The sequence below is a fragment of the Streptomyces sp. NPDC057617 genome (assembly GCF_042800555.1).
Lineage (GTDB): Bacteria > Actinomycetota > Actinomycetes > Streptomycetales > Streptomycetaceae > Streptomyces.
Genome location: NZ_JBHVGV010000007.1, coordinates 469,886 through 471,993, shown reverse-complemented (window position 1 = coordinate 471,993; position 2,108 = coordinate 469,886). Strand labels below are relative to the sequence as shown.

2 protein-coding genes are annotated in these 2,108 nt (G+C 70.4%); both read right to left on the bottom strand.

The features are described 5' to 3' along the window. Positions 1 to 25: 25 nt before the first annotated feature. A complete protein-coding gene (locus tag ACFU9P_RS20335) occupies positions 26 to 979 on the bottom strand; it encodes a carbohydrate ABC transporter permease (RefSeq protein WP_376387022.1) in 954 nt (317 codons plus the stop codon). Beyond that, positions 976 to 2,108 (bottom strand): carbohydrate ABC transporter permease (locus tag ACFU9P_RS20330; RefSeq protein ID WP_384082643.1); only part of this gene is annotated, 1,133 nt, incomplete at its 5' end. The genes ACFU9P_RS20335 and ACFU9P_RS20330, both read right to left, overlap by 4 nt.

Here is a 2,108-nt window from a genome sequence, read left to right as displayed (position 1 = left end):
CTCCCCGCCGGGCCCCGCCCCGTACTCACTCCTTGACCGCGCCCGCGTTCGCGCCGCTGACGAAGTAGCGCTGGAAGCAGAAGAACAGCGCGGCCACCGGAACCGTGGACAGCAGCGCGGCGGCCAGCTTCAGCGGGTACTGCGTACCGCCGCCGAGACCGCCCGAGACAAAGCGGGCCAGGCCCGTGGTGAGCGTCTCGTACTGGCCGGACTGGGTGGCGACGAGGAAGTGGGTGAACTCGTTCCACGACCCCTGGAACGACAGGATCGTCAGGGTGATCAGCGCGGGCCTGGCCATCGGCAGGACGACGGACCAGAAGATACGGAACACCCCCGCACCGTCCACCCGCGCGGCCTCCTCGACCTCGCGCGGCACCGACTCGAAGAACTGCTTCATGATGAAGATGCCCGCCGCGTCCACCAGCAGCGGAAGGATCATGGCCGTATAGGTGTCGAAGATCCCGAAGGTGTTGAGCACCAGGAACTTGGGGATCAGCAGCGCCACCCCCGGCACCGCCATCACCGCGAGAACGAAGCCGAACAGCAGCCCCCGGCCCGGGAAGCGCAGCCGCGCCAGCGCGTACCCCGCCATCGAGTCGAACAGCACCCGCCCGGCGGTCACCAGCACCGCCACCAGCGCCGAATTGCCCAGCCAGCGCAGGAACGGCACCCCTTCCGCCACCTGGCTCAGCCCGAACAGCCGCTGATACGCGGCGGTCGTCGGAGTGGCCGGCAGCAGGGAGAGCGGATGTGTGGCGGCGTCCGGATCGGTCTTGAAGCCGGTCACCAACTGCAGCGCGAACGGCAGCAGATAGAGCAGGCCCATTCCCACCACCAGGGCGTACCCCAGCACCCGCGCGGGCACCGGGAACCGTGGCAGTACGGGCCGCCCGTGCCCGCGCGGGGCGCGCTTGCGGGACCCCCGCCCGGCCCGGTCGCTTCCGGCCCGCTCGGGCACGGCCGTACCGGTGGCGCTCATCGGTTCCTCCTCGTACGCGCGCCGCGGTCCCGCAGTGCCCAGCGCTGGAAAGCGGTCAGACAGAGGATCAGGGCGAGCAGGATGAACGCGATCGCCGCGCCCTGCCCGAAGTCCGCGTTGTCGAAGCCCGCGGAGTACGACAGGAAGGCAGGGGTCAGCGTCGTGTTGCCCGGCGCGCCCTGGCCCATCACATACACCTGGTCGAAGACCTGCCAGGTGGAGATCAGCCCCAGGGTGAGAACCAGGAACAGCACGGGACGCAGCGCGGGCAGCGTCACGTACCGCAGGAGCTGGCGGCGGTTGGCCCCTTCCAGGGCGGCGGCCTCCTCCAGCTCGCGCGGGATGTCCTGGAGCGCCGCGAGGAAGATCAGCATGAAGGTGCCCGAGGTGGTCCAGACGGACAGCAGGATGATCGTGCACATCGCGACCGAGGGCCCCGCGAGCCATTCGAACCACGGGAGCCCCATGAAGGAGTGGTCCGCCAGCACCCCGGAGGGCCGCTCGGGATCGACGATCCCCAGACCGCCCAGGATCAGCGAGAGCACTCCGCGCGGATCGGCGAACCAGTTCGGCCCCTTCACCCCGATCCACGACAGCAGGGAGTTGACCGCCCCGCTGCCCTGGAACAGGAAGAGGAAGACCGTGGAGACGGCGATGGAGCTGGTGACCGAGGGGAAGAAGAAGGCCGTACGGAGGGCGCCGCGCCCGCGCAGCACCTTCTGGTTGACGACCAGGGCCAGGCCCAGCGCCAGTACGGTCTGGAGCGGCACGGTCAGCAGGACGTAGTACGCGTTGTTGCGCAGGGCGGTCGCGAAGAGCGTGCGGTCGAGACCGTCCTCGGTGAGCAGGGCCCGGTAGTTGTCCAGGCCCACGAAGTCGGCCTGCCCAGAGAACGGGTTGGACTGCCCGTTCCAGCGCAGCAGGCTCACCCACAGCGCCATCAGGATCGGCAGGACCAGGAACAGACCGAGGACCAGCACCATGGGGCTGACGAACAGCCAGCCCCAGGCGCCCTCCCCGCGACGGCCCGCGCGGGTGGCGCGGGCCGGTAGGGGGGGCGCCGGGTCCCCCGGTTGGGCGTTGGGGGTGGGCGGAGCGGCAGGAGCGTGGGGGGGGTAGGGGGCGAAGG

Excerpts from the sequence above, each read along its gene's own strand:
- ACFU9P_RS20335 (WP_376387022.1), bottom strand. The coding sequence starts at position 979 with ATGAGCGCCACCGGTACGGCCGTGCCCGAGCGGGCCGGAAGCGACCGG.